The sequence below is a fragment of the Snodgrassella sp. M0351 genome, from assembly GCF_016100575.1.
GTDB lineage: Bacteria > Pseudomonadota > Gammaproteobacteria > Burkholderiales > Neisseriaceae > Snodgrassella > Snodgrassella alvi.
On sequence record NZ_JACFSG010000001.1, the window covers coordinates 1,553,279 to 1,573,965 of the forward strand.

The window sequence follows — 20,687 nt, forward strand, 5'->3', positions numbered from 1 at the left end:
TGAGGAATGCCGATGAATACGATTATGTCTGCCAGTGCGGTGGTTGAAGCTGCCCGGAAAATCAGACTGTTTATTATGGATGTAGACGGCGTACTGACTGACGGTCGTATTTTTATCCGTGATAACGGCGAGGAAATCAAATCATTCCATACACTTGACGGCCACGGATTGAAGATGTTGCACCGCCACGGCATTCAAACGGCAATTATTACCGGACGCGACGCACCCTCTGTCGGTATCCGGGTACAGCAGCTTGGCATCGGACATTATTTCAAAGGTATTTCGGATAAACGCAGCTGTTATCGGCAATTATTACAGCAGCTTAATTTAGATGAGCAGCAATGTGCTTATATCGGCGATGATGTCGTAGACTTACCGGTTATGAAACATTGCGGGCTGGCAGTTGCAGTACCCGGTTCTCATCCTTTGGTGTTACAGCATGCTGATTATGTTACTCGTGCGCCCGGCGGAGCCGGTGCAGTACGTGAAGTCTGTGATTTATTACTGGATGCACAGGGCTTTCTGGCTCAGGATATGGCGGAGTATCTGGCATGAATGTGATTCGCAGCCGCAGTAACTGGGCATTCCCGCTGATTCTGGCAGTAGCACTTGGCGGCATAAGCTTCTGGCTAGACCGGATTACTGATATCAAGACAGTGGAAGTTCCTCTGAATCCGAAAGAGCCTAAATATGTGATTAATTTAATCGACGGTGAACGGTATGATGAGCACGGCCAGTTAAGTGAAACTATTCACGCCACTGCTGCCCGGCAGTTTCCGCAGCAAACTGTTATTTATATCGATAATCCCAATATGGGATTATATAAAAACGGTGCTGAACTTTATCGTATTAAGGCCAATACCGGACAATACTATACCGACAGCCGTAAGGTAGATTTACTGGGACAGGTAGTCTGGCACAAAAATCCGGTGGGAAATGAACCGGCAGGACAGCTGGAAACCAGTGTATTACATGTTGATACACAAACTCAGGTTATCAAAACTGATGCACAGGTTTCTTACCAGTATGGTATATCTCACGGTACATCACAAGGTTTCGAATACGACAAACAACGCGGCTTTCTGAATTTACCCGCACGCGTAAAGGCGATTATTTATGACCCGCACTCTCATTAACGGCAAAATTTTAGCAGTCTTTTGTCTGCTTGCCGGCAGTATGCATGCATGGGCACTGGAAAGTGACCGGCAGCAACCTATTCAGATTGAAGCCGATCAAGGCTCTCTGGATAAACAGAATCAAACAACCGTATTTACCGGTAATGTAAAAATGCGGCAGGGCAGTATGTATATGAATGCAGCCCGTATCACTGCGCATAAGGATAATGCCGGTAACCAGACAATTATTGCTGATGGCAAGCCTGCTACGTTCGGACAGCAGCTGGAAAAAGATGGCATGGTAACCGGTCACGGAGATAATGTACATTATGAAAGCCTGAGCGGTATTGTTACGATTACTGGTAATGCTCAGGTAAACCGTGGTGGTGATATGGCACGCGGTGCAGTAATTGTTTATAACACCAATACTGAGGTTTATACCGTTAAAAGCGCGCCTAAAGGCCGGGTACACGTTATTATCCAACCGCAACAGAAAAAGAAATAATCCATACTCATGAATGTAATGCCTACTGTGCCGCCAAGTCAGCTTCGTGTCAGCGGTCTAAAAAAAAGTTTTAAACAGCGTCAGGTAGTTAACGATGTCACACTGGAAGTCAACAGTGGCGAAGTAATCGGACTGCTTGGTCCGAATGGTGCCGGTAAAACCACCAGCTTCTATATGATTGTAGGCCTGATAGCGGCTGATAGCGGCAATATTATGCTAGATGGGCAGGAAATTACTCATCGTCCGGTTTATGAGCGGGCTCGTCTGGGTTTGGGATATCTGCCCCAACAACAATCAATTTTCCGTAAAATGACAGTAGCCCAGAATATCAATGCTATTCTGGAAATTAATTATCCGCCGGAAAAACGAGCCGAACAGCTGGAACTGCTACTGGCCGACCTGCATATTGAGCACTTGCGCAACAATGTTGCACGTTCCCTGTCTGGCGGTGAACAGCGTCGAGTCGAAATTGCGCGGGCACTAGCTATCAATCCACGTTTTATTCTGCTTGATGAACCGTTTGCCGGCGTTGATCCGATAGCATTGATTGATATTCAGAATCTGATTTCTTTCCTGAAACAGCGTGGTATCGGCACACTGATTACTGACCATAATGTACGTGAAACCCTGCGCATCTGTGACCGTGCATATATTATTAATCAGGGTAGTGTACTGGCTTCCGGTGTACCGGAAGAGCTGGTTAATAATGAACAGGTACGCGCTGTTTATCTGGGTGAGCATTTCGAGTATTAACTGCTTATGCAAAGGCCAGCTACTCATCTCCGACTCAGTCTTACAACCCGCCTTAGTCCGAAGCTGCAACAATCGCTACAGGTGTTGCAGCTGTCTACGCTGGAATTGCAGGAACTGGTAGCCGGCTGGCTGGCGGATAATCCTTTTCTTGAGGAAGTAGAAAATACATCTGAAGACAGCTTTTCTGATACTCAGTATGTACAGCCGCCACAGCTGGGTATTATGCAAGCCGAAAGTGATGTCTGGGACACGATTGCCGACAATCCTGATATGTATGAATTGCTGCGCCGGCAGGTATGTGAATACGATCTGGATGACGTTACGGCAGCACAGGTGTATTTTCTGATAGAGAATCTGAATGAGCAGGGTTATCTGGACAGCAGTTTAACTGATCTGGTAGAAAATGCACCGCTGGAATGGCGGCTGGACGAAACAGAGCTGGCACAGGCGCTGACGATTCTGCAGCAGTTTGAGCCTACTGGTGTTGGTGCTCGGAATTTACAGGAATCCCTGTTACTGCAACTGGATAATCTGTCTGACGAATCTGTCGATAATGATGAAATTCATACCTGCGCGCGCTTACTGATTAGCAAACACTTTGGTCAGTGGCTGAGTACCCATCAGTTTAAACAACTTTGCCGGCAATTGCCCCAGTTTTCTGCAAACACACTTGAAACAGCCTGTAAACTCATTGGCGCACTGAATCCTTATCCCTGTTACGGATTACCTGATCGTAATGGTATTCTGTCTGTACGCCCTGATATGGAAGTTTATATCAATAAAAGTGGTAATTGGCAGATACGCCTTCTGCATGATACTTTTCCTCAGCTGAGAATAGAACCCGGTGTCGAAGAGTGGATAGAGCAAAAAAGCACAGAGATGGATACTATGTGTAAAAACAAATGGCAGGAAGCACAAACGTGTCTTCACAGCTTGCAGATGCGTAAAACCACTCTGCAACGTCTGGGCGAATGGATTTTGCAGCAACAGCAGGATTTTTTCAATTTTGGTTCTCTGGCGCTGGCTCCTTTAACTATTAAAGAAACAGCTCAGGCTCTCGAACTGGCAGAGAGTACTGTTTCACGGGCAATCAATCAGAAATACCTGACCTGTTCACAAGGTGTTTTTCCTCTACGCTATTTTTTCAATCAGTCTGTTGCAGCAACGGATGATGGAACAGGTAACAGTCAGACAGCAATTAAATCACTTCTGCAAAGTATAATTAACGGAGAAGACCCGCAACATCCCTATTCTGATACACATTTGGTAAATCAGCTGGCTAAGCAGGGTATTAATCTAGCCCGGCGCACAGTTGCAAAATATCGTGAGGACTTGAAAATTCCTCCGGCGCACCAACGTAAAGTACAGTACAGTAATCATTAATTTTCAGTTAACTTCCATAAAATTTATTCTGTTTTTTCCTAAACCCTTTAAAAAGGATCAGGCTATGAATCTTAAATTTATCGGACAGAATCTTGATGTTACCGCAGCTCTGAAAGACTACACACTGAATAAACTGGAGCGCATTATCCGTCATGCCGATCAGGTCATCAGCGCAACTGTCACTTTCTCTGTATTTAAAGTACAGAAAAAAGCTGAAATTGATTTGCATCTTTCCGGTAAAGATATCCATATTGAATGTCTGGATAATGATATGTATGCTGCTATCGATTGTCTGATGGATAAACTGGACAGGGCTGTGATTAAATATAAAGAAAAAAGGCAGCCTTCACACCAGACACCCGAAATATGTACTGACACGGATACTGCTACTGAACTTGAATAATCGGCAGATATTTTGAATATTTCTCTAAAATGCATTTGTGATTTTGATTGCAGTTTTTTACTAAACTGCTTTGCCAAAGGTATATAATTAACTTTGAAATAATATTTTATTTGTAGTTAAATAGTTTATAGGTAACGTATAAATATTAATTAACACGCAATTCTTTATTCTGAATAGAAAGAGGTATTAACATGAAATCAAATCTAAAAACACTGGCTTTAATAGCTGCAGTAGCTGCTTCTCTCTCTGCCTGTGCTGATATGACCCCAGCTCAGCGTAATACTGCTGCCGGTGTAGTAATAGGGGGTGTGGCTGGTAATCTGTTAGGTAAAGATACTGGTGCTACTTTAGGCGGTGCTGCGCTGGGTGGCGTTATCGGTAGCCAGATTCAATAATCAAATTAGTTAACAAAAAAAGCCTGCTGTTATCAGCAGGCTTTTTTATGGCTATCAACCGAGTTATTCAGATTCCGGCTGTTCAATTTTGCTGATACGTACCCGTTCCAGACGGTGCCCGTCTTTGTTCAATACTTCAAAACGGTAACCGGCATAATCAATGGTATCTCCGACATCCGGAATATCCTGCATTTCTTCCATAATTAATCCGGCTACAGTATGGTACTCAGCATCTTCCGGTAATGTAGGCAAATGCAGATGCTGAGCCAGAATAGCATATTCAAGACTGCCGTCTACAGTAACGCTATGATCAGCATTTTGCTGGATACTGGGTGCGTCGGCACGCTCATACTCTTCTGGAAAATCACCGGCAATGGTTTCCATTAAATCTTTCATACTGACCAATCCGAGTACAGCGCCAAATTCATCAACTACCAGCGCAATATCAGCACTTCGCGAACGAAACAGCTCCATAGCATCAAGTACAGTGCTGCTGTCCGGTAAGACCAGTGGCTGCCGTAATGCAGCCTGAATATTTAATTGTTCTCCGCTTAATAACTGGTTAAGTAAATCTTTTTTATTTACAAATCCCAGCGGCTCATCAATTCCGGCCTTTCCTACTACTACCAGCCGTGAAAATGGTGTGCTTTGTAATTGTTGGCACTGCTGCTCACGCGGCTGAGATAAATCCAGACGTTCAATATCACTGCGCGGTGTCATGACACCCATTATCGGACGTTCGGCCAGAGTAAGCACGCTGCGAATCATGGATTTTTCATTTTCTTCAAAATGTTCGTCATCATCAGTTTGCGTACCATTTTTAGCCAGCTCTTTTTCACGCAGTCCCATCATACCCAGCACACTATCAGCGGTACGATAACGCCAAGAGCGGCCAATCATATCGTTACGACGGGTATTCCGGGTAGAAATCTGATTAAATATCTCAATCAGAATGGAGAAAGCAATAGCGGCATACAGATAACCCTTTGGTATTTCAAAGTGTAAGCCTTCAGCAATCAGGCTGAACCCTATCATAAGTAAAAAGCCCAGACACAGCATTACTACTGTAGGATGGCGATTTACAAACTCTGTTAATGGTCCGCTTGCCCAAATCATCATTGCCATAGCAATAATCACGGCCAGCATTGCCACTGTAATGTGTTGCACCATGGCGACAGCGGTAATGACTGAATCAAGTGAAAATACTGCGTCCAGCACGACAATTTGTAATACCACACTCCAGAAACTGGCATAAATGGAGACATTGGTAATTGACGCCATAGCAGTATGCCCTTCCAGCCGTTCATGCAACTCAGTTGTTGCCTTATAGAGCAGGAAGAGTCCGCCGCCAAACATAATCAGATCTTTAACTGAGATGGCAAAACCGCTGATATGTACAAAGGGCTTGGTCAGGGTAATGATAAAAGACATCAGTGCCAGCATCAGAATGCGAATCAGCACTGCCAGAGACAAACCAGCTATACGGGCATGGTCGCGCTTTTTCGGACTGGCTTTATTCGCCAGTATGGCTACAAATACAAGATTATCGATACCCAGAACGATTTCAAGAATTATCAGGGTAATCAGCCCTACCCATGTGGCCGGTTCTCCTAACCAGCTAAAATCCATTTTCTTTTCCTATGTGTTAAATACAAACAGGCAGCCTGCTGCATGAGCAAGGCTGCCTTAAATCAGAGAAAAAACACGTCTGCATGCACGATACAACTGCTCGAGACCTCGTCTTCCATCTGAAAATTTCCTTAAAACAATCTTAAATGCAGTTTAGCAGCATAAAACAAAAAATCAAGTACCCCACCTAAAAGCAAGCATTTACATAAATAGCTGAATCCGGACTTGGCTCAAAATATGGTATGCTATCACCTTACTATTTTTTTAATTACTCATGAATCTGTTTCGTCACGCCCGTTTTTATACTACCGTTAATCATCTGAAAGACCTGCCCGCAACAACCGCTGAAATTGCTTTTGTCGGTCGCAGCAATGCGGGTAAATCAAGCGCAATCAATACACTGACTAATCATACTCGTCTGGCTTATGTATCCAAAACTCCAGGCCGTACCCAGCACATTAATTTTTTTGAACTGACTAATGGCGGGTTTATGGTGGATTTACCCGGTTATGGTTACGCTCAGGTACCTGAGGCAATCCGCAGACATTGGGTAACACTACTGGGCGATTATCTGCAGACACGCAAGCAGCTGATCGGACTGATTCTGATTATGGATGCCCGCCACCCGCTTAAAGAGCTGGACAAACAGATGCTTGATTTTTTCGCGGTAACTCGGCGTCCTGTCCATATTCTGCTCTCTAAAGCAGATAAATTATCAAAAAACGATCAAATTAAAACCTTGTCCAGTGTGAAAAAAGCACTTCAACCTTACATTGCCCGTCAACAAGTTACGGTACAACTGTTCTCCAGTCTGAAAAAGCAAGGTATAGATGAGGTCAATCAAATTGCCACTGACTGGTTTACCCAGCAAACTAATCTGATAACAGACGCGGAAAAACCAGACCAGAGAACCACAGATTAATAGTTATCTGTCGTACTATACATCTGCCAGACTAAAACCATATCGATATTGAAATTTAAATAGTAGCAGTTTACATACAACTACAACGTATTCTTTGGAGAGAACCTGCCAGCCAGATAAGTATAAATAACTTTATCCGTTGGCTACAGGCAACTGATTTTTATTTTTCTGGCGGTTCCTGTTTCTGCTCGGCGTAAATTTAGGCAGTAAAAAATGCATACTTAAACCCTTGGGTTGTTGATTATCTGCATAAATTTTGCCATGGTGGCGATCAATGATGTGTTTAGTTAACGCCAATCCTAAACCTGTACCCGGTTTATTAGCACTACTGTCTGCACGATAAAAAGCAGTAAAAATATGCGGTAACTGATTTTCTGCTACACCGGGGCCATTGTCACTGATATCAACCTGCCATTGCTGTTTACCACCCTCATGCAGATAAACCTTAATTTCACTGCCATCAGGGCTGTAATTAATGGCATTACGCACAACATTATCAAAAGCCCGATATAAATAGCTTTCATTGGCTTTTACCATAGCAGTATCAGGAATATCACACTGCCATGATAAAGTTTGCTGATGCTGCATAGCTATGGCCTGATTGTCTTCCACGATTTGTTTGATTAGTGGCACCAAAGACAAAGGTTCCAGCGTAATAGGCAAATCAGAGGTTTCCAGCCGTGACAAGGTAAGCAGTTCACCTACCAGTAAATCCATACGCCCCAGTTCACTTTCTAGACGCTGCAAGTGTTGTTCCTGTTTTTGTGGTTGTACGTGAATCAAACCAATAATTGCTTGCATGCGTGCCAGCGGAGAGCGCATTTCATGAGATACATGGTGCAGCAGGTGACGTTCTTTTTCCACAAGCTTCTGCAGTTTATCTGCCATATTGTCAAACTGCACGGCTAGAGAATACAGTTCATCACGACGTTCTGATAGCTGATGAGAAACACGGGTCTGCAAATTTCCGTGAGCCAGACGATCCATCCCGCGCCACAATACGCGGATTGGCTGGGTAATATTATTAGCCAGAATATAGGCTGTTAATAAACCTACAACAATAATAAAGCTGAGAATAATAAATTCGTGCCAGACTGGTGCAATGGGTAAACCGGGAATAAAAAATGGGCTCGGCGGGCGTGGAGTACGTTCATGATTCCAGCCGCGAATCATGAAGAGATATTCTTCACCCAGTGAATTATAGGCAATCTGTACGAGTTTTGAGTGCGGATGCGACAAAGCGAACTCATGTGCTTTATCGATATCTTCAGGATCAATAGGGCGCCCTAGTATGTCATTTTTATTGTCACCGGTAATAACATACAGGTTTTCGCCACCCGGACTATTCCCCCACTCAACCAGTTGTTCGCGTATACCGGCATCACCACGTGCCTGAAACGCATTCATGGTGCTGCTCAGCAGATTTTCTTCAAAATTACGCTGTTGTTTAAACCGTGTTTCGGCTAAAGTGTTTTGTACCAGCCAGAATGAAGAACTGGCCACAAAAATGGCACAAACAATAACAGCACAAAAAGTAGCAAAGATACGGGGGAACAGTTTCATAAATCAGAACAGGCTGTTTATTAACAGCCTGTATCCACTGGTTCAGTTTTTTACAAACAGATAACCCAGACCACGCACAGTCTGAATCAGACTGGCATTGCCCAGCTTATGACGAATACTGGATATATGAACGTCGATACTGCGATCAAATTTAGCCAGCTTCCGGTCTAGTGCCTCCAGAGACAGTGTTTCTTTGCTAACTACTTGTCCGGCATGACGCATCAGAACTTCCAGCAGATTGAATTCGGTACTGGTCAGCTCCAGTGGTTCTTCTTCAATAGTAACCTGACGTTTAGCTGGATAAAGTACTACACCACTGGCTGAAATACTGTTCGGAATGCCATTCTGGTCATTGTCATGACTTTGATGTGTACGGCGGAGGATAGCATTGATACGAGCCAGCAATTCACGCGGCTGACAAGGTTTCGGCACATAGTCATCTGCACCCATTTCCAAACCGATAATGCGATCAATATCATCGCCTTTGGCGGTTAGCATAATAATCGGAATCTTGCTTTGAACCCGTACCGTTTTCAATACATCCAGACCGTTCATTTTCGGCATCATGGAATCCAGAACCACTACATCATACTGACCGGTTAAAATTTCTTTAACACCGGCTTCACCATCAGCAACGCGGCTGACTTCCAGACCTTCTGCTGTCAGATATTCAGTGAGCAGTTCAGTCAACAAATTATCATCATCAATTAATAATACGCGATTCATATCATCCTCCTAAATGGAAGTGCGTTGTCTGTATTGACTACAGACGAATTTACTATATTTACACTTTGTATCTTAACATGTAGGTTGAGATTATCTTTACAATAACAAGGCTTTTGCTCATTTTTTCATTAAAAAGCACTATGTTAAATATTTGTCTGAACTCTATAAACAATTCACTTTCTGCATGCTTTGCTGCTGATATTTCAGGCAATCTTGTTGCAATTGTGGTATTACTGCCACGGCCTTAGGCTGCTGTTTAAATCTGCTTATAAAACCAGGAACAAGTACAGGATAATAATGACTTACATGGCTGAACCACTCTTTAGCCTCATTATTCTGATGTGCTTGCTCTAAGTAAAATCCGCGCATGAAAGTGTTGCTATACGGGCGATACCGTCCGGCAAGCAATGCAGCCTGTTTACCCCATAAAGGTAAAAAAGAATCAGTAACATTCAACTTTTCGATAATTGCCATGTCTACATAATAACGAAGAAAGTACATTTGATTACGCAAATCATGCATACGGCTTACTTGTTCAGCCTGGGGCAGATTACGTTCAGCACGCACTTTTAAAAAACGCTGATAGTTCATCATTTGCCACAGAAGCAGAACCATCGAAATCAATACCACTATGGCGCAAAACTGATTTACACGGCCGGACGCCGGACGGCAAAACCGTTTCAAGTCTTCCTGTGATACAGGCGTTAATGCCACAAACAAAACAAACACAGCAAGAAAATAGCTGTACCACAGCGGATATTCCAGCATGCTGTGGCATAAAGACACCAGAATCATACTGATCAGCACAATTGATGCCGGATTAAATCCTTTACGTAAATGAGGCCAGATAACCCATAAAAAGCAGGCACTGACAATTAGCAGTCCGACTATGCCTGTTTCAGCCAGTAATTGTAGTACCAGATTATGACAATGAGTAAACAGCACAGTATTTTCATACTGACGAAAACCATTCGGATAAACATCTGCAATAGCAAAGCCCTGATATGAATAACTGCCCCAGCCATAACCAAACCACGGAGCGCTTTGAAATATCAGCCAGGCCTTATGCCACTCCATTTGTCTGCCAGACCGGGCAAATCCACCCTGTTCCAGCCGTGCTGTTCCGGATTGAAAATTGATATGCAGCAACATGTCAAATAATGGGCTTAATATCAGCTGAAACAGCAATACCAGACCTATGGCAATACCCAGCATCAGCAACAGGCGATTCGCTGCAGAGCCGGCACGCCAGCGCCAGAAAAATAGTGACAGTCCTATTACCAGCACATAGACAACAATCGTCCGTGAACCGATCAGTCCCATGATGCCGGTAAACCAGATTAATAAAACCCATACCAGCCAGTTAGGCAGACGTCGCTGTTCCCATAAAAAGCACAGTGCCAGCACGCCCCACATCAGATAATGCCCGAGATGATTGCGCTGTGCCAGCTGACCATAGATGTAATGATTACCCGGACCGCGCAATATTCCCGGTATCCGGCCTGCAATATCAGCAAACTGCATTACACATACGATTGACTGCAGTAATACACCCAGCACAAGAGCCATCGCCAGAATAGTGACAGCCTGAGTCTGGCCTATGCGAATCACCCATGCCCGTGCAGCCCATGCGAGCAAAGCCATTACTACAAATACCAGAGCAGTCAGATCAGACTGGCTGATATAAGTAAGATGCATAACTCTTGCCTGTAGCATCAGCAAAAAAGCGAGCAATAGCAGACTGATACAGGCAGGAGGAAATGAAAACTGAGTTTTGCGTGTCAGTACCGTTAATCCAGTCAGACAAAGAGCAAAAAATAACGTCCCGGCTTCCAGATAAAAGCTTGACAGCGTACCTACCCGCCAACTCGACATAAATGGCACAATGCATAAAGTCAGCATCCCCAGCCACCATATCAGTGTGGACAGACGGCAAATACTCGGACACGAATCAATTTGTGACTGATTCATACAACTCTCCAACGAATAACATCATTAGCCGGCTTATATTATTTATTAAACAGGCTGCCTGAAAATTCTCAGGCAGCCTGTTATTTCAGTAAAAAAGCAAAAGTGACAAAACTATTCTCTTCCCGAGTGGACTGTTAAAGCAGTCTTTTTGTTACTACTACCCCAACAGCGACACACCAGAATTCCTACTTCATAAAGAAGAATCAGCGGTATAGCAAGTAATGTTTGCGACAGCACATCCGGTGGAGTCACTACGGCAGCTACAACAAAAGCACCTACCACCACATAGGCACGGGCTTTTTTCAATTGCTGAACAGACACTACTCCGATTCTGTTTAACAGAATCACCAGTACAGGCACTTCAAATGTTACTCCGAATGCTACAAACATACCTAGAATAAAAGACAAATATTTATCTATATCAGTTGCCATACTGACACCGACAGGAATAACACCGGTAAGAAAACGGAAAATAACCGGAAAAACCAGATAGTAGGCAAATGCCATACCTAAAGCAAATAATAAAACACTGGCAATCAGTAATGGCAGTATCAGACGTTTCTCATGTCTGTACAAACCCGGTGCCACAAAAGCCCAGATTTGATACAGTGTATGCGGAAGTGTCAGCAGAAATGCTGCCATCAGTGTTACTTTTAACGGCACAAAAAACGGGGCAATCACTTCTGTGGCAATCATATGCTGACCTGCCGGAAGATTCGCCATTAATGGTTCAGCTACAAAAGTATAAATTTTTTGCGCAAAGGGCACCAAAACTGCAAAGCACAGCAGCAGAATTCCCAGAATCCACATCAAGCGGCGACGCAATTCCAGCAAATGATCAATCAGCGTCAATTCAGTATTTTCTTCAACCTGCTTCACAATCGGTTATCCATCAATGTCGGCGTACCCGCAGTTTAGGAGTAATGCTGTGCCGCGGTCGCATATCCCGCCGGCGTTGCAAAGCCTGCCGGCGTAACGATACCCGATGCAGCAACGGTGCTTCCCTTACCGGCAAATGATAATTTTGTGACGACCCAGAGAACTCAGGCGTACTGTCTGTTTCAGCCTGCTGTTCATCTTTAGAGAGCTGACGTTTAAGTGCATCTACTTCCCCGCGGATACTATGCACATTGGCATTGATATCATGCTCAAAAGAACGGGCTGCGGCTTCAATGCTGTCACGCGCCTGCCTGAATTCTGCCACACCGGCCTGCTGGCTTAGTTCGGTTTTAACATTATTAATGAAATTCTGAATGCGCCCGACCCAGAGACCGGCACTGCGTGCTACCTTGGGTAGTCGCTCCGGTCCGAGTACAACCAGAGCCACAGCAGCAATCAGTAAAATTTCACCAAACCCCAAACCAAACATAAATGCTTTCTACACTTTGCTGTCGTCTTTATTATGTTCGATTACATCATCATTTTTTGTGCTTTCCCGGTCACTTTCGTTCAGTCCCTGCTTAAAATCGTGTACAGCTCCGCCCAGATCTTTACCAAGATTACGTAATTTTTTGGTGCCAAAAACCAGTACAACAATCAGTAATACCAAAGCCCAATGCCAAATTGAAAAACTGCCCATGATGTTATCCTTTACTTCAACTGCCTAAAAAAACATGCGCCTGCTGTTTACTCACAGCTGCGCATATTTAAAATTCCATTGTAATTACTGTGGCTGGCGACTGGCTTTTTCAGTCAGACCAGACACATTTTGCCGCTGCTGCAATTCCTGCAATACATCTTCAACCCGAATCTGATGATAAGTTAATAACACCATCGTATGAAACCAGACATCAGCAACTTCTTTAACTAAATGCTGTTTATCTCCGTCTTTGGATGCCATTAATACTTCACCGGCTTCCTCAATAACTTTTTTCAGGATTTTATCTTCACCGGCATGCAATAACTGAGAAACATAAGAAGTTTGCGGTGAAGCCTCACGTCTGCTGTCCAGCACATCAGCCAGTTCAGTTAATACTCTGGAAAAATCTGCTTTTTCCTGTACTTGTGTCATCCTGCTTCCTCTTTAATCAGTATGTGTGTCCATTGGCAGGACGAGTATATATTTCATTTTCATTTTTGATAACCGGATCAGTGCTCTGCCAGTCACCATCATGATAAACACGATAAAAACAGCTGGCATGTCCGGTATGACAGGCAATACCTCCGGACTGCTCGACCAGCAGCACCAGTGCATCACCGTCGCAATCCAGCCGCATTTCATATACCTTTTGCGTATGCCCGGACTGTTCACCTTTCATCCATTGCTGCTGGCGTGACCGGCTGTAATAATGAGCCAGACCAGTACTTACTGTCTGACGCAAAGCTTCGGCATTCATCCATGCCACCATAAGAACGCGCTGAGTATGCCTGTCCTGCACCACCGCGCAAACCAGACCTTTATCATCCCACTTTATCGCATCCAGAAGCGTATCAAACACTGCAATTGTCCTTATTTTCAGGTAAACATACAACCATTATCGGCAGCCAGATTAGATACGCATCTCAATACCGGCCTGTTTCATGGCTATCTTGGCATCCTGAATACGTACTTCACCAAAGTGAAAAATACTGGCAGCCAGTACAGCATCAGCATGACCTTCCTGAACACCTTCTATCAAATGTTCAATATTGCCCACACCTCCTGATGCAACAACAGGAACCGACACAGCATCACTTACAGCCCGGGTTAACGGTAAATTAAACCCTGCACGGGTACCATCACGATCCATACTGGTCAGCAAAATTTCACCGGCTCCGCGTAAGGCCATATCCTGTGCCCAGGCTACTGCATCGAGTCCGGTATGCCGGCGTCCGCCATGAGTAAAAACCTCCCAGCAGGTATTCTCGGCATTGACTGCTTTAGCATCTACCGCCACAACAATTGCCTGATTACCGAAAAATGCACTGGCTTCACTAACCAGTTCAGGATTGGTCACTGCTGCGGTATTAATTGATACCTTATCAGCACCGGCATTAAGTAAGCGGCGCACGTCTTCAACACTGCGTACGCCGCCCCCTACTGTCAGCGGAATAAACACTCGGCTGGCTACCGCTTCAATAACATGTAAAATCGTATCACGATTATCCGAACTGGCAGTAATATCCAGAAAAGTCAGCTCGTCAGCACCTTCATCATTATAACGCTGTGCTACCTCAACCGGACTACCGGCATCACGCAAAGAAACAAAATTAATTCCCTTAACTACTCGCCCGTTATCAACATCCAGACAGGGAATAATACGTTTGGCTAAAGCCATAATAATGCCATCTTTCTCTGCTACTGAGCAGCAATCATTTACCTAGCCACTGCGCAACCAGAGCAAAAATATGATTCTGATAAAAATAGTAAACAATACCCACAACTAATGTATAAATCACGGCACTGGTAGTACTTACAGCAATAATATCAAAGAGCCATATGACAATGAATACAAATACCCATTGTGCTATCCATCCTACTAACCAGACATTGTTAACTTCCGGCCATGCATGTTCTATGATGCTGCTGAATACCATCATCGCCATCGTAAATATACTGGCCTGAAAAAAAGTCTGTCTCGGGCGGTTCATTGTAAACAATAGCCATAAAACTATTACTACCGCACCTAAGATGCTAACCATAAACGTCCTCCCTGATTACCTGTACAGTTACAGTCCAAAAATCATATTGGCTATCGGTATTAATCGAGTCCTATATGATTATTATTAATTTATACAAAATCAGATTATCAGAAAATATTCTGATACAAGCACTGTCAGCAAAATTTATTACTTATACTGATCAGCCATCCGCTGTGCTGCGGCCAGATCAAGTGAACCTTCATAAATCGCGCGTCCTACAATAGCTCCGGTAACACCCTGCTCGGCTACGGCACATAAAGCTTCCACATCGTTCATACTGCTCACCCCGCCGGATGCAATAACCGGCACAGAAGCTGCCTGTGCCAGCTTGACTGTGGCATCAATATTCACACCACTCATCATTCCGTCGCGACCAATATCAGTGTAGATAATGCTGTTAACACCATCATCCGCAAACTGTCTGGCCAGCTCAGTAACATGAATATCTGTCACTTTCGCCCAGCCATCAATGGCAACCATACCATCTTTGGCATCCAGCCCGACAATAATTTGTCCGGGGAAAGCTGCACATGCCTGACGCACAAATTCGGGATTATTCACAGCTGCTGTACCAATAATGACAAAACTCAGTCCTAGCTGCAGATATTGTTCAATTGTATGCAAATCACGAATGCCACCGCCAAGCTGTACAGGCACATTATCCGCTACCTGTTCAAGTATCGCTTTGATGGCGGTCATATTTTCTGGTTTTCCAGCAAAAGCACCATCCAGATCAACTAAATGCAAACGACGCGCACCCTGCTGACACCAGTGCACAGCCATCTGTGCAGGCTCATCAGAAAATACAGTGGCTTTTTCCATCAGCCCCTGTTGAAGACGTACACACTGTCCGCCTTTTAAATCAATTGCTGGAATCAATAACATATTAAATTCAAATATACTGACGAGTTAAACACCGGTACCTTTACTTCAGTTAAAACGTACCATCCCACCGCAAAAAATTACCCACCAGCTGCAAACCGGCCGCATGGCTTTTTTCAGTATGAAACTGCGTAGCAAAAACATTATCTCTGCCTGCTATACAGGCAAAATTACCGGCATAATCAGCCGTACCCAGAATAATTGACGGATCCTCTGGTCGCAGATAATAACTATGAACAAAATAAAACCATTCATCCTGAGCCACACCGGCAAATAAAGGATGCTCTTGCATCTGATGTACACGATTCCAGCCCATATGCGGTATTTTCAGTGGTCTGCCATCAGTACTTAATGCAGCCTGAAAACGCGGTACCGTACCCTGAAACCAGCCTAATCCGGCCGTATTACCCTCTTCGCTACATTCAAACAGCAATTGCGCGCCAACACAGATACCAAAAAACGGTTTGCGCCGCAATCCGTCTTCCAGTGCATCAGCCAATCCGCTCCGCTGCAAAGCAGCCATACAATCCGGCATAGCCCCCTGACCGGGAAAAATAATTTTATCAGCCTGATATACCTCATCCGGTTCGGCTGTCAGAATAACTTCCGCCTGCATCTGCTGTAACTGGTTTGCTGCCTGTACAGATTTCAGCACTGAATGCAGATTTCCCATACCATAATTGACAATGGCTACTTTCATCTTCATATCTTTATAAAATCAACTGAACATACCTGCAGCAAAAGTTTATCCGGAGTCCGGTTATCACTAACGGGCTGCCTGCAAAGAAACAGCTTGTTATCATACATGAACACCGGATAGCTGAAAATCTGAAACTGGCAGATTATGATACGTAGCCATAATCTTGCTAAAAAAACACATATTTATCAGCAATTATGCTGATTATTTCCATATTATCCATCAGAATTTTATTATCCGGTGACTGATTTCATTTATTTTTATCCGTTAAATTCAATGACAACTAACCGTAAAAAAATAATCCTAAAGATATAAATAACCGGCATATTCATCAGCAATTTGTTGTACAAGCCGATAGAAACTGTAATCAATCACTTCAAATACAACATAACGTATATAAGACAGCCATCAGTAATTGTGATTTGCAAAATAAATTATTGCAGATGGTTTCATAATTACTCGTACAGACCGACATAAATAAATTTATCCGCCAATGTATACACACCAGCGGATTAGAATCTATACAAAACCATTATGCAGTCAGCGTACCTTTCGTCGACGGCATCACCCCTGCCATTCGCTCATCCTGAGTAACAGCCATTCGCAAAGCACGACCGAAGGCTTTAAAAATCGTTTCTGCCTGATGATGAGCATTCAAACCACGCAAATTATCAATGTGCAAAGTCATCATGGCATGATTCACTAAACCATGAAAAAATTCACTGAACAAATCCACATCAAACCGGCCGATTAACGCCCGGGTAAACTCTACGTTATACACCAGACCGGGACGACCGGATAAATCCAGCACCACCCTGCTCAAAGACTCGTCCAGCGGCACATAACTGTGACCATAACGCGTAATACCGCATTTATCACCCAGTGCCTGTTTTAACGCCTGTCCCAGCGCAATACCAATATCTTCAACAGTATGATGATCATCAATATGCAGATCTCCGCGACAACGGATATCCAGATCAATCAACCCATGACGGGCAATCTGATCAAGCATATGCTCCAGAAAAGGCACTCCGGTATCAAAATTTCCTACACCGGTGCCATCAAGATTAATACTTATTTGTATTTTTGTTTCACTGGTATTACGCGTAATTGTCGCAGTTCGCATGCAATGTTCCATTTCAGAATTATTTATATATGCAGTAGTATAAATTGCCTGCAGCATTTCTCCACTACACCTACAATCTATATCAACTCAATTCTGCCGGCAAGATCAGCCGGTGTTTTCTTTAAGCAAACACAAAAAACACTTTTATCAGATAAAATATTATCAAATCATCCTCTCTTGCTTTCGATCAGCCTGACTACATATTAAAATCAATATTTATCTTTTTATTTATTGTAATTATGAGTCAAACCAGCCATTATCAGTTACATCAGATAGACAATATTTCTCTGCAACGCCTGTGCGGCGTATTAGACCAGCACATTATCAGCCTGGGCAAAGCTCTGGATCTTGAAATTACCCGTCGTTTTGACCATTTTACCTTAAGCGGAGAACATATCAGTCAAGGAGTGAAAGCATTGGAGAATCTGGCCAGCATAGCGCGTGAGCGCGATATCAGCGATAGTGACATCCATTTAGCTGCGGTAGAAGCCAAAACCACCACCCAGGAAAATTCAGACTACCATGAACCCAAAGTCTGGACACTGCGCACCCGCCGCGGCAACATCAGCGGGCGCACCCCGCGTCAGAACGGTTATATACAGGCATTATTAAAACATGATGTCGTATTTGGTCTGGGACCTGCCGGTACCGGTAAAACCTATCTTGCTGTCGCCGCCGCAGTAGATGCCATTGAAAAACATCAGGTAGAACGTATCGTACTGGTTCGTCCAGCTGTAGAGGCCGGAGAAAAACTCGGATTTTTGCCGGGCGATCTGGCACAAAAAGTCGATCCGTATCTGCGTCCCCTGTATGACGCCCTTTATGACCTGATGGGCTTCGACCGTGTGACCAAACTACTGGAAAAAGGGCTGATTGAAATCGCACCTTTGGCCTATATGCGCGGACGCACACTTAACGGAGCCTATATTATTCTGGATGAAGCCCAGAATACCACACCGGAACAAATGAAAATGTTCCTGACCCGTATCGGCTTCGGAGCCAAAGCAGTGATTACCGGTGACATCAGCCAGATCGACTTACCTAAAAATATCAAAAGCGGTCTGAAAGATGCGCGTGAAAAACTTAGCAACATTGAGGGGATTTATTTTCACGTATTCACCAGCGAAGACGTAGTACGCCATCCGTTGGTACAGAAAATTGTCGACGCTTATGATGAAGCAGCTGAAAAAGAACAGTAATCTTTTGATTAATGATTAAACAAAGCACGCTGATAACGCAATAAAATAATTTGATTACCGGCAGAAGCTGCATATTCCGCACAGACAGGAAAATGATATTTTCCCGCCTGCTGCTAACAGCATAACTGTCAAACAACCCAGACATATCCATTTTCCGGCATGTTAAACTACATCCGGTAAATAAATTCCAACCGACATAAATATGATGAAAACTATTCTGATCACAGGCTGTTCCAGTGGTATCGGGTATGCAACCGCTCAGCTTCTGCGACAAGACAACTGGCGCGTTTATACAAGCTGCCGTCGGGCAGAAGATGTAAAGCGCTTACGTTCAGAAGGTTTTCACAGTCTGCAACTGGATATTACCAATGATGAACAGATACAGGCAGCTATCGAAACCGTAATAGCCGAATTCGGCCACCTTGATGCTTTATTTTGCAATGCCGGTTACGGTCAGACAGGCGCAGCCGAAGATCTTTGCCGGGCAGCCTTACAGGAACAGTTTAATACCAACGTATTCGGCACATGGCAATGCATCAACGCAGCAATGAAAATTTTCCGGCGTCAGCAGCATGGTCGTATTCTGGTAAATTCCAGCATACTGGGCTATGCAGCCATGCCATGGCGCAGTGCTTATACCAGCAGTAAATTTGCACTGGAAGGACTATGTGATACATTGCGTCATGAAACTCATGCCAGTGGTATTTATATCAGCCTGCTTGAGCCCGGCCCCATCACCAGTCGCTTTCGTCCCAATGCACTGATTAAATTCAAACAATATATAGATGTTGAAAACAGCGTGCATCGTGCCGCCTATCAGGCACAGCTCAACCGCCTGCAGGCTGCCGGTTCTGTCGCACCGTTTACACTGACTGCCGAACAATGCGCCCAGGTCTGCGCCCGTGCACTCAATGCCAGCAAACCTAAAGCACGTTATCCGGTTACCGTCCCGGCACACCTTTTCTGGTATCTGAAAAAATTCCTGCCCATCAGCTGTCTGGACTGGCTATGTCGCACTGCCGTCAGAAAACAGGGAAAATCAAATTGACCCCTGACACAGCCATTTGTCCCAACCAGCCCGCAAAAATCTTATAACAATGACAGAATTATTCAGTACCCCCTCATTATCCCGCAAAGGTAATAACACCAGAATCGCCCTTATCCGCAGCGGCGTAGCAGCCATGACCACACACGGCTACATCAGTGCCAATATTGAAAGCATACTGAAACAGGTAGGCGTACCCAAAGGTTCTTTTTATCACTATTTCAAGAGTAAAGAAGAGTTTGGCATAGCCATACTCGAATACTACGACCACTTTTTTACTGAAAAACTGGAACAACATTTATTAAACCAGAATATCTCTTCCGCACTGGCCAGAATTAATGCATTCTGCACAGATGCCAAAACCAGCATGGTCAAATATCATTTCAACAGAGGTTGTCTGGTGGGTGAGCTAATGCAGGATGAATCTCTTCTGCCACAAAATTATCCTGCTTTACTCAATAATATCCTGCACAACTGGCAGGAAAAAATAGCCTGCTGTTTGCAGCTAGCGCAACAGCAGCAAGAAATCAGTTCACAAACAGACTGCACAAAACTGGCTTACTTCTTCTGGCTTGGCTGGGAAGGTGCAGTCAGCCGTGCCAAATTACTCAAAAATGCAACGCCGCTGGATATCTTTACCGAACAGTTTTTTAATCTGATAAAAAACCATTAGTCAGCTTCCAATATCTGTTGCCAGCCATAATTAATGACACTCTACTTAACTGAAATTTAATCAAAATCCCTTATACTTG

Annotated in this window: 24 protein-coding genes and 1 pseudogene; 11 read left to right on the forward strand and 14 right to left on the reverse strand. The window is 44.1% G+C overall.

The window, feature by feature from the left end; all coding sequences use genetic code 11:
- The first annotated feature begins 21 nt into the window (after positions 1–21).
- The 7 genes from kdsC to H3V01_RS06925 all read left to right on the forward strand — a co-directional run bounded on the left by kdsC (position 22) and on the right by H3V01_RS06925 (position 4,554).
- A complete protein-coding gene (gene kdsC / locus H3V01_RS06895) occupies positions 22–555 on the forward strand; it encodes a 3-deoxy-manno-octulosonate-8-phosphatase KdsC (protein ID WP_370570125.1) in 534 nt (177 codons plus the stop codon).
- A complete protein-coding gene (gene lptC, locus H3V01_RS06900; RefSeq protein ID WP_084547647.1) occupies positions 552–1,136 on the forward strand; it encodes an LPS export ABC transporter periplasmic protein LptC in 585 nt (194 codons plus the stop codon). The genes kdsC and lptC overlap by 4 nt, the downstream gene beginning before the upstream one ends.
- Entirely contained in the window at positions 1,117–1,620 is a 504-nt protein-coding gene (gene lptA / locus H3V01_RS06905; protein WP_037392713.1) for a lipopolysaccharide transport periplasmic protein LptA, read from the forward strand. Before lptC ends, lptA begins: the two co-directional genes overlap by 20 nt.
- 9 nt (positions 1,621–1,629) lie before the next feature.
- Positions 1,630–2,373: an LPS export ABC transporter ATP-binding protein gene (lptB, locus tag H3V01_RS06910; protein ID WP_078475710.1), complete on the forward strand. Its 744-nt coding sequence runs from the start codon at positions 1,630–1,632 to the stop codon at positions 2,371–2,373.
- A 6-nt stretch (positions 2,374–2,379) separates the two neighbouring features.
- Positions 2,380–3,756 (forward strand): RNA polymerase factor sigma-54, encoded by a 1,377-nt coding sequence (rpoN, locus tag H3V01_RS06915; RefSeq protein WP_198186338.1) that lies wholly within the window; start codon positions 2,380–2,382, stop codon positions 3,754–3,756.
- Positions 3,757–3,820: 64 nt separating this feature from the next.
- Positions 3,821–4,159 carry a ribosome hibernation-promoting factor, HPF/YfiA family gene (gene hpf / locus H3V01_RS06920; RefSeq protein ID WP_025331275.1) on the forward strand — a complete coding sequence of 113 codons (339 nt, stop codon included), beginning with the start codon at positions 3,821–3,823 and terminating at the stop codon, positions 4,157–4,159.
- Between the two features lie 191 nt (positions 4,160–4,350).
- Complete coding sequence (locus H3V01_RS06925; protein WP_198186339.1) at positions 4,351–4,554, forward strand: glycine zipper 2TM domain-containing protein; 204 nt, start codon at positions 4,351–4,353, stop codon at positions 4,552–4,554.
- A gap of 63 nt (positions 4,555–4,617) precedes the next feature.
- Here the strand turns inward: H3V01_RS06925 and H3V01_RS06930 are convergent, their stop codons facing one another.
- Positions 4,618–6,183, reverse strand: coding sequence for a TerC family protein (locus H3V01_RS06930; protein ID WP_041878906.1), 1,566 nt, complete (start codon positions 6,181–6,183; stop codon positions 4,618–4,620).
- A gap of 274 nt (positions 6,184–6,457) precedes the next feature.
- Here H3V01_RS06930 and yihA point away from each other — a divergent pair, with 274 nt between their 5' ends.
- Entirely contained in the window at positions 6,458–7,105 is a 648-nt protein-coding gene (gene yihA, locus H3V01_RS06935) for a ribosome biogenesis GTP-binding protein YihA/YsxC (RefSeq protein WP_084547651.1), read from the forward strand.
- Positions 7,106–7,237: 132 nt separating this feature from the next.
- Here the strand turns inward: yihA and H3V01_RS06940 are convergent, their stop codons facing one another.
- The 13 genes and pseudogenes from H3V01_RS06940 to hisB form a co-directional block, all read right to left on the reverse strand.
- Positions 7,238–8,668 carry a sensor histidine kinase gene (locus H3V01_RS06940; RefSeq protein WP_025331279.1) on the reverse strand — a complete coding sequence of 477 codons (1,431 nt, stop codon included), beginning with the start codon at positions 8,666–8,668 and terminating at the stop codon, positions 7,238–7,240.
- A gap of 42 nt (positions 8,669–8,710) precedes the next feature.
- Positions 8,711–9,394 carry a response regulator transcription factor gene (locus tag H3V01_RS06945; RefSeq protein WP_084552100.1) on the reverse strand — a complete coding sequence of 228 codons (684 nt, stop codon included), beginning with the start codon at positions 9,392–9,394 and terminating at the stop codon, positions 8,711–8,713.
- A 162-nt stretch (positions 9,395–9,556) separates the two neighbouring features.
- Positions 9,557–11,365, reverse strand: a complete 1,809-nt coding sequence (locus H3V01_RS06950; RefSeq protein WP_084552101.1) for a PglL family O-oligosaccharyltransferase — start codon at positions 11,363–11,365, stop codon at positions 9,557–9,559.
- 111 nt (positions 11,366–11,476) lie between these two features.
- Entirely contained in the window at positions 11,477–12,244 is a 768-nt protein-coding gene (gene tatC / locus H3V01_RS06955) for a twin-arginine translocase subunit TatC (protein WP_025331282.1), read from the reverse strand.
- 13 nt (positions 12,245–12,257) lie between these two features.
- Entirely contained in the window at positions 12,258–12,734 is a 477-nt protein-coding gene (tatB, locus tag H3V01_RS06960) for a Sec-independent protein translocase protein TatB (protein ID WP_025331283.1), read from the reverse strand.
- Positions 12,735–12,743: 9 nt separating this feature from the next.
- Positions 12,744–12,944: a Sec-independent protein translocase subunit TatA gene (tatA, locus tag H3V01_RS06965; protein WP_025331284.1), complete on the reverse strand. Its 201-nt coding sequence runs from the start codon at positions 12,942–12,944 to the stop codon at positions 12,744–12,746.
- Positions 12,945–13,028: 84 nt separating this feature from the next.
- Positions 13,029–13,376, reverse strand: a complete 348-nt coding sequence (locus H3V01_RS06970) for a phosphoribosyl-ATP diphosphatase (protein ID WP_084553803.1) — start codon at positions 13,374–13,376, stop codon at positions 13,029–13,031.
- A 16-nt stretch (positions 13,377–13,392) separates the two neighbouring features.
- Positions 13,393–13,803, reverse strand: a complete 411-nt coding sequence (hisI, locus tag H3V01_RS06975) for a phosphoribosyl-AMP cyclohydrolase (RefSeq protein ID WP_198186340.1) — start codon at positions 13,801–13,803, stop codon at positions 13,393–13,395.
- Between the two features lie 51 nt (positions 13,804–13,854).
- The gene (gene hisF, locus H3V01_RS06980) at positions 13,855–14,622 is read right to left on the reverse strand and encodes an imidazole glycerol phosphate synthase subunit HisF (protein WP_025331287.1); all 768 of its coding nucleotides are present in this window, start codon (positions 14,620–14,622) and stop codon (positions 13,855–13,857) included.
- A 34-nt stretch (positions 14,623–14,656) separates the two neighbouring features.
- Positions 14,657–14,986, reverse strand: a complete 330-nt coding sequence (locus H3V01_RS06985; protein ID WP_025331288.1) for a hypothetical protein — start codon at positions 14,984–14,986, stop codon at positions 14,657–14,659.
- Between the two features lie 147 nt (positions 14,987–15,133).
- Positions 15,134–15,871 (reverse strand): 1-(5-phosphoribosyl)-5-[(5-phosphoribosylamino)methylideneamino]imidazole-4-carboxamide isomerase, encoded by a 738-nt coding sequence (gene hisA, locus H3V01_RS06990; RefSeq protein WP_037392725.1) that lies wholly within the window; start codon positions 15,869–15,871, stop codon positions 15,134–15,136.
- Positions 15,872–15,920: 49 nt separating this feature from the next.
- Entirely contained in the window at positions 15,921–16,568 is a 648-nt protein-coding gene (hisH, locus tag H3V01_RS06995; protein WP_198186341.1) for an imidazole glycerol phosphate synthase subunit HisH, read from the reverse strand.
- A 529-nt stretch (positions 16,569–17,097) separates the two neighbouring features.
- A pseudogene (hisB, locus tag H3V01_RS07000) lies at positions 17,098–17,688 on the reverse strand (imidazoleglycerol-phosphate dehydratase HisB); the annotation flags it as partial.
- Between the two features lie 242 nt (positions 17,689–17,930).
- On the opposite strand from hisB, the gene H3V01_RS07005 reads away from it, so the two are divergent.
- The 3 genes from H3V01_RS07005 (at position 17,931) to acuR (ending at position 20,608) form a co-directional block, all read left to right on the forward strand.
- On the forward strand, positions 17,931–18,890 hold the full coding sequence (locus tag H3V01_RS07005; protein ID WP_041878921.1) for a PhoH family protein: 960 nt from the start codon (positions 17,931–17,933) through the stop codon (positions 18,888–18,890).
- Positions 18,891–19,095: 205 nt separating this feature from the next.
- Positions 19,096–19,938 (forward strand): SDR family NAD(P)-dependent oxidoreductase, encoded by an 843-nt coding sequence (locus H3V01_RS07010; RefSeq protein WP_100125784.1) that lies wholly within the window; start codon positions 19,096–19,098, stop codon positions 19,936–19,938.
- 49 nt (positions 19,939–19,987) lie between these two features.
- Complete coding sequence (acuR, locus tag H3V01_RS07015) at positions 19,988–20,608, forward strand: acrylate utilization transcriptional regulator AcuR (RefSeq protein ID WP_198186342.1); 621 nt, start codon at positions 19,988–19,990, stop codon at positions 20,606–20,608.
- The last annotated feature ends 79 nt before the right edge of the window (positions 20,609–20,687 follow it).

Coding starts and splice junctions, on each gene's coding strand:
- H3V01_RS06940 (WP_025331279.1), bottom strand. CDS start 8,668: ATGAAACTGTTCCCCCGTATCTTTGCTACTTTTTGTGCTGTTATTGTT.
- H3V01_RS06930 (WP_041878906.1), bottom strand. CDS start 6,183: ATGGATTTTAGCTGGTTAGGAGAACCGGCCACATGGGTAGGGCTGATT.
- lptC (WP_084547647.1), top strand. CDS start 552: ATGAATGTGATTCGCAGCCGCAGTAACTGGGCATTCCCGCTGATTCTG.
- lptA (WP_037392713.1), top strand. CDS start 1,117: ATGACCCGCACTCTCATTAACGGCAAAATTTTAGCAGTCTTTTGTCTG.
- H3V01_RS06945 (WP_084552100.1), bottom strand. CDS start 9,394: ATGAATCGCGTATTATTAATTGATGATGATAATTTGTTGACTGAACTG.
- H3V01_RS06970 (WP_084553803.1), bottom strand. CDS start 13,376: ATGACACAAGTACAGGAAAAAGCAGATTTTTCCAGAGTATTAACTGAA.
- rpoN (WP_198186338.1), top strand. CDS start 2,380: ATGCAAAGGCCAGCTACTCATCTCCGACTCAGTCTTACAACCCGCCTT.
- lptB (WP_078475710.1), top strand. CDS start 1,630: ATGAATGTAATGCCTACTGTGCCGCCAAGTCAGCTTCGTGTCAGCGGT.
- hisF (WP_025331287.1), bottom strand. CDS start 14,622: ATGGCTTTAGCCAAACGTATTATTCCCTGTCTGGATGTTGATAACGGG.
- H3V01_RS06950 (WP_084552101.1), bottom strand. CDS start 11,365: ATGAATCAGTCACAAATTGATTCGTGTCCGAGTATTTGCCGTCTGTCC.
- yihA (WP_084547651.1), top strand. CDS start 6,458: ATGAATCTGTTTCGTCACGCCCGTTTTTATACTACCGTTAATCATCTG.
- H3V01_RS06925 (WP_198186339.1), top strand. CDS start 4,351: ATGAAATCAAATCTAAAAACACTGGCTTTAATAGCTGCAGTAGCTGCT.
- hisA (WP_037392725.1), bottom strand. CDS start 15,871: ATGTTATTGATTCCAGCAATTGATTTAAAAGGCGGACAGTGTGTACGT.
- tatB (WP_025331283.1), bottom strand. CDS start 12,734: ATGTTTGGTTTGGGGTTTGGTGAAATTTTACTGATTGCTGCTGTGGCT.
- H3V01_RS07005 (WP_041878921.1), top strand. CDS start 17,931: ATGAGTCAAACCAGCCATTATCAGTTACATCAGATAGACAATATTTCT.
- acuR (WP_198186342.1), top strand. CDS start 19,988: ATGACAGAATTATTCAGTACCCCCTCATTATCCCGCAAAGGTAATAAC.
- hisH (WP_198186341.1), bottom strand. CDS start 16,568: ATGAAAGTAGCCATTGTCAATTATGGTATGGGAAATCTGCATTCAGTG.
- tatA (WP_025331284.1), bottom strand. CDS start 12,944: ATGGGCAGTTTTTCAATTTGGCATTGGGCTTTGGTATTACTGATTGTT.
- H3V01_RS07010 (WP_100125784.1), top strand. CDS start 19,096: ATGAAAACTATTCTGATCACAGGCTGTTCCAGTGGTATCGGGTATGCA.
- H3V01_RS06985 (WP_025331288.1), bottom strand. CDS start 14,986: ATGGTTAGCATCTTAGGTGCGGTAGTAATAGTTTTATGGCTATTGTTT.
- hpf (WP_025331275.1), top strand. CDS start 3,821: ATGAATCTTAAATTTATCGGACAGAATCTTGATGTTACCGCAGCTCTG.